General features: G+C 44.8%; 5 protein-coding genes. All 5 read right to left on the bottom strand.

Annotated elements, in window-relative coordinates; all coding sequences use genetic code 11:
* Window positions 1-296: 296 nt before the first annotated feature.
* Window positions 297-788, bottom strand: a complete 492-nt coding sequence (locus DW769_RS16145) for a nucleotidyltransferase domain-containing protein (protein WP_009263190.1) — start codon at window positions 786-788, stop codon at window positions 297-299.
* 386 nt (window positions 789-1,174) lie between these two features.
* Complete coding sequence (locus DW769_RS16135; RefSeq protein WP_118049832.1) at window positions 1,175-2,284, bottom strand: relaxase/mobilization nuclease domain-containing protein; 1,110 nt, start codon at window positions 2,282-2,284, stop codon at window positions 1,175-1,177.
* A complete protein-coding gene (locus DW769_RS16130) occupies window positions 2,245-2,565 on the bottom strand; it encodes a MobC family plasmid mobilization relaxosome protein (RefSeq protein WP_009256578.1) in 321 nt (106 codons plus the stop codon). The genes DW769_RS16135 and DW769_RS16130 overlap by 40 nt, the downstream gene beginning before the upstream one ends.
* Window positions 2,566-2,569: 4 nt before the next feature.
* A complete protein-coding gene (locus DW769_RS16685) occupies window positions 2,570-2,731 on the bottom strand; it encodes a hypothetical protein (RefSeq protein ID WP_004614779.1) in 162 nt (53 codons plus the stop codon).
* A gap of 856 nt (window positions 2,732-3,587) precedes the next feature.
* Window positions 3,588-5,006 (bottom strand): repa, encoded by a 1,419-nt coding sequence (locus DW769_RS16115; protein ID WP_055166539.1) that lies wholly within the window; start codon window positions 5,004-5,006, stop codon window positions 3,588-3,590.
* Window positions 5,007-5,068: the final 62 nt, after the last annotated feature.

Below are 5,068 nucleotides of genomic sequence, written 5' to 3'. Positions count from 1 at the left end.
CTCCCTCTCGCCTTGACCGCTAATCTTATCAATGAGTTTTTTTTACCTTTTTCCGTCAAGTATAAGGGAGTGCCTTTTGAGTGTCAATATCTACACCTCACTCCCTCTCGCCTTGACCGCTAATCTTATCAATGAGTTTTTTTTACCTTTTTCTCTCAAGTATAAGGGAGTGCCTTTTTGATGTCAATATCTACACCTCACTCCCTCTCGCCTTGACCGCTAATCTTATCAATACATTTTTGCACCTTTTTCTTCGTACCGACAAACTGCAATTTATCTTAGAAATTACAGCGATGTTATTTTGATAAACTTTCAAGAATTGAAATATCATGCTTATCTTTATCTCTTAATTCATAACCTGAATGGAAAACTTTTTGGCCTTTTAAAGATATACAAGGAATTGTTTTGCCTTCAAAAAAAACACTACCAAAGTAATCTTTTTCAAACTCATACCATCCACCCTCTAAATCAGCTTGTTTTGAAGTTCCGTCCTCATTTAAAACGAACGGGTGAATGTCTAAGTAACCAAGTTCATCACTATATAACTCTATTCTAACCGGTTTCCAGTCTGTATCAATTTTATAGCCCAGATTCAAAAGCACATTTAACAATTTTTCCGTATGTTGAGCATCAAAATTTATATCTATATCTCTATGAATTCTTGTTTGTTTACCAGCTAAAATATCTACACCCCATCCGCCATCCAACCAGTATGTAATTCCAGTATTTTCGAATAATTCTATTACTTTCATTAAATCTTCTTTTGTTGTTATTTCTTTTCTACCCATACAAAGTCTCCTTTACAACTTCTATATAATTGTTTAGTTAAGTCAATATCAATATCTAATTGCCAAGGCTCAAAATCAAAAATCATGGTCATCACACTCCTTTTTAAAATTCTAATTTATCGATTTCTTTTTACTTACTAATCATACCATACAACAGCATAAGAAACACTAAAATATTGCAGACCATACCGCCCCAAAACAGGTACAACTTCAAGCCCTCATATCTAAAAAAACTGTTCTTACTTTCCTCAAGCTCCCGGATCTTCTGCTTCATCACGCTCGTAAGTGTATCAGACTGCTTCTCAAGAAGCTTTGTAGCCCTCTGTATAGCCTCTATATTCGCCTGTAACGCCTTTCTAACCTCTTGGACGGTGTTTTCCTTAACCTCATCTTTCAGGCTCCCAATCTCGCCCGATATAGCGTCTTGAAGCAATTCGTTGCTGTTCTTCAGCAGCTCTACGCTCTGCTTCAGCTCGCTGATGAGCTTCCTGTTCTGCTCTGCGTCTCTCTGCCTGTTCTGCTCTGCCCTCACTTGTTCTTGATTTGACTGCTTCATCAATTCCTCGCAGTTCTCGCTCGACATCGCCAACGCTTCTTTGAGCAGACTGTTTTCCAGCTCTGTCCGGCTCTGTCGGTTTAACTCTTGAAGCTGCTCTCTTGGACTGCTCTGCTTCTGCTGTTCGTGCATTTCTCTCAAACTCATGCTCCATACTCTCCTTTCCAAAATCCATATTGTAGTATTTTTCCAGCTTGTTATCCCTGATTTTACAAGCCTTTTCTCCTGCCTGTTCCCTGGCTAAGTCGGTATATGTGATGTACTTGTGGCTGTCCTGCCAGTCTACGCCGTACCCTCTTTCATTCATCATCCGGATAAAGTTTTCCCGGCTGGTCGCTGTTTCCTTACAGTCCAGCACCGCAAGGGCAATATCCTGCACATAGCTTTTGACCTTTCCCTGCTCTGCCTGTTTCAAAAGCTGGTAGGTGTCTTTGCTCCATGCCACCGTTTCTTCCCGGACTTCTCCAGCAAAGGTCTTTCCTTTCTCCGGCACATGCAAGCCCTGTTCCCGGCTCTGCTCGTTGCACCGTTCCTTTAGGTCTTTAAGGTCGTGCTTACTCCATTGGAGCTTATGACCGTCCTCATAATTTACGGAATTGACAATAAAATGCGTGTGTATATGCCCCTTGTCTATATGCGTGGCTATCAGAACTTCATGCCCTTTCCATGCCTTTGTATGCTCTGCCAGCTCGACAGCGTTCTTGTGAGCCTGCTCCGGGGTTATTTTCTCGTCCTCATGGTAGGATTGCACATAATGCTTATAGGTTCTTCCATCCGTCTTGCCCCACAGCTCCTTTGTGGCTTGCATTTCTTCCTTGACCGTCTCCGGCTCACAATGCAGACCGCTGACAAGCTTCTCCTCTGTCTTTTCTTTTTTTGTCACATAATCTATGGCGTGCCCTATGCCCGCCTTTGAAGATACCGCCTTAATGACTGCCATACTTTGTTCAGCTCCTCTCCATGCTTCCGCACTTCCGCTTCACTCGGCAACATTCCCCCCTCATTACACCGCTTTGCTATCTGGTTGAGGTTGTTCCCTATCCGTTTCAGTTCCGGGATAAGTTCCTTGATACCGTCCGTATTCACGATTTGCTTCTCCAGCACACAGGAAAGGATATATTCCTGCTGGTTCTTTCCACTCTCTGAAATCTTCTCCTGTAGCTGCTGGTATTCTTCTTCACTTACCCGGAATGATAGCTGCTTTGGTCTTGTCTTGTTCATACCCTTACCACTCCATATCCATGACATCAAGTAGGTCAAAGAAACGCTCCAGCGTCTTATTTTCCTTTTCTGCCGGATTCTGTTTTACATATTTATCAATTACTTTCATCAGCTCCTGCACCTCGTATCTGTACTCAAACTGAATTTTATCCATTTCTTTTTTCATGCCTTTGACCTCTCTTTCTTCGGTGCTACCACCGTCAAATTATGAGCCTTTCGGCTCTCTAAAAAGGGGGATTGAAGGGGGGCTTGCCACCCTCACAAGTTCTAAAGTGGTAACACTTTAGGGAACTTGCAATATATCCGCTACACATATTATAGCATGATAGACACCCTATATCAAGCGGATATATTCGTGCGTATATTCTGCCAAGAATATAGTGGAGCTTACTTCCTCTTGGGCGACTTTGGAAGTGTAGGTGGAAGAAAGTCAAGGGCTTGTTTTTTATCTGCAGTATGAGCTTCGGCTTGCCGATCAGCGAGTACAGCAGATAAAAAATGGTCGCAGACCACCCTTTACTTTCTTCCGCCGGAACGGACAATGAAGCACAGGGGGAAGTAACGGAACGGACGGACAGCCGTTTTCCCCTCCGGCATTATAGCCAACAAAAAAGAGTATCAAGGGTAAACGCTGCGGTCTATGACCGCCCTTGACACTCTTTTCCTTATGGCTTTGATAATAAACAAGGGGAAATGGCTTCTTGTGGCATTTCTGCCACTATGGTATAATGAGCGACGCTACCACCCCTATACAGGTACAGAAAGGGGGTGTGCCACCATGAGTATATTTTCGTCTTTCTTACTCTCTGTCTTGGCAAGTGTAGTCGCCTACTACATCTGCAAATGGCTGGACGGAGATAAATAGGCGGTAGCCAGCCTAAGGAATAAGCCACCTTGCCACAACGGAATAGAAAAGCCCCGGAGTTGCGACCTCCGGGGCTTTTTGCGTGCCACAATGAGCACTTTCGTCTTTCTTGCCTACTGGCATTATAGCATATGCCTTTCGGCATTTCAAGTATGCCCTACTTCCACCACTTGTAAACGGTGGGCTTGCTCAATCCTGTCTCTCGAATGCAGTCCGCTTTCTTTCCTGCTGGGTGGCTCTCCTGCCATTCTCTGACTGTCTGCTCCGCTGTTCCACTCCCTTTTGGTCTACCCTCTTTTACTTCTTCTCCTAACTGCTTTTTTAAAGCTTTCATAGTATTCATAACCTTTACATGGTCTTTTTGCTTTCTGTAATTCCGCTTATTTGCTGGTATCGTAACCTTTGTGTTGTCCTCTATCCATTCCCGGCTTGCTATCGTTGACAGCCTTTTTCTGTCCCCTTTCAATGCCCGAAGAGCGTCTTTCACATCTGCCCGGCTGAAATGGTTGTCCTCGTCCTCGGTAAGGCTCTCTAAATGGTCCAGGAACGCATAGGCGTCTCTCCGTATCTTCTGCTCGGATATGCCACACTTCAAGCCATAAGAGCACAACGCCATAATAGAAAAGTAACGCCCTCCGGCTTTCACTTCCTCGGTTATTTTCCGTTTCCACCACTCATATAAAGCTTCGTTACATACCCACGTACCGCCCTGCTTCTTACTTTTCTGCTTCGGCTCTCCCTGCACGATCCGCTTCTCATACCATTCCGGGTACAGCTCCTTTGCTTCTTCCAGCGTAACGGTACTTTTTCTTCTCGGCTTCTCGTACAACGGAGCAAGGTCTACCTTACAGCTCGGTATGCTGGCTTTTATGTCCTCCAGCGTGTAACGGTTCTCTGACAGCTTATAGGCTTTTACTGGGAAATCTGCACCCAGCTTCGACTGACTCCCCACACACCGGAAACCTTGATAAATTCCGGTTATATCCGGGCTGTCCGGACGGATAGAGCTGGTATCATTCCATAGCCGCCGGATAAAGGCTTCTTTCAGCTCCGCAAGCACTTCTTCCCGGTTTCGATACAACTGAACCGGCTCCTGCAAGAAATAGTAAAGATGTACCCCCTTGCCGGAGCTGACAAGATAAGTCGGACGAAGCTGCACACCATTCCCAAACTGCTTCAACAGGTTCTTTAACTGCTGTTTGCCTACATAATCCACGTCCACCACCACCGCAAACAGCTCATGAGCGTTCTCTTTCGTGTGTGACTTTCCGTAAAAACTAATAGGCGGTATCAGCCCAAACCTATCTCCTATGACCTTATCCAGCATTTTCAGACTATCATCAATTACCCACTGCCGGGTTCTTCCTTTGCCAGACGGTCTAATCTGTGTCGCTATAATATTACCTTTTCCGTCCTCCGGCTCTTGCTGGAGACTGCCAGCCGGAAACAACTCCCGATAGAAATCATGAGGACTTACTTCCGGGTATCCCCTCTCCAACATAAGGGCTTCTTTCTCCCGATAAGCAGACTTCCACTCATACCCTCTTTTATCTCTCCTTTTGGTGTATTTTGCCATAGTCTTTTGCACCTCACTCCCTCTCGCCTTGACCGCTAATCTTATCAATGAGTTTTTTTTAC

Origin of the sequence: Blautia sp. AM29-29, from assembly GCF_003480555.1 — a bacterium.
GTDB lineage: Bacteria > Bacillota > Clostridia > Lachnospirales > Lachnospiraceae > Fusicatenibacter > Fusicatenibacter saccharivorans.
The sequence above is the reverse complement of the archived record's forward strand: the minus strand, read 5'-3'. Positions and strand labels throughout refer to the sequence as shown.

Bases quoted from the DNA above. Each gene is read 5' to 3' on its own strand.
- DW769_RS16145 (WP_009263190.1), bottom strand. From the start codon at position 788: ATGGGTAGAAAAGAAATAACAACAAAAGAAGATTTAATGAAAGTAATA.
- DW769_RS16135 (WP_118049832.1), bottom strand. From the start codon at position 2,284: ATGGCAGTCATTAAGGCGGTATCTTCAAAGGCGGGCATAGGGCACGCC.
- DW769_RS16130 (WP_009256578.1), bottom strand. From the start codon at position 2,565: ATGAACAAGACAAGACCAAAGCAGCTATCATTCCGGGTAAGTGAAGAA.
- DW769_RS16685 (WP_004614779.1), bottom strand. From the start codon at position 2,731: ATGAAAAAAGAAATGGATAAAATTCAGTTTGAGTACAGATACGAGGTG.
- DW769_RS16115 (WP_055166539.1), bottom strand. From the start codon at position 5,006: ATGGCAAAATACACCAAAAGGAGAGATAAAAGAGGGTATGAGTGGAAG.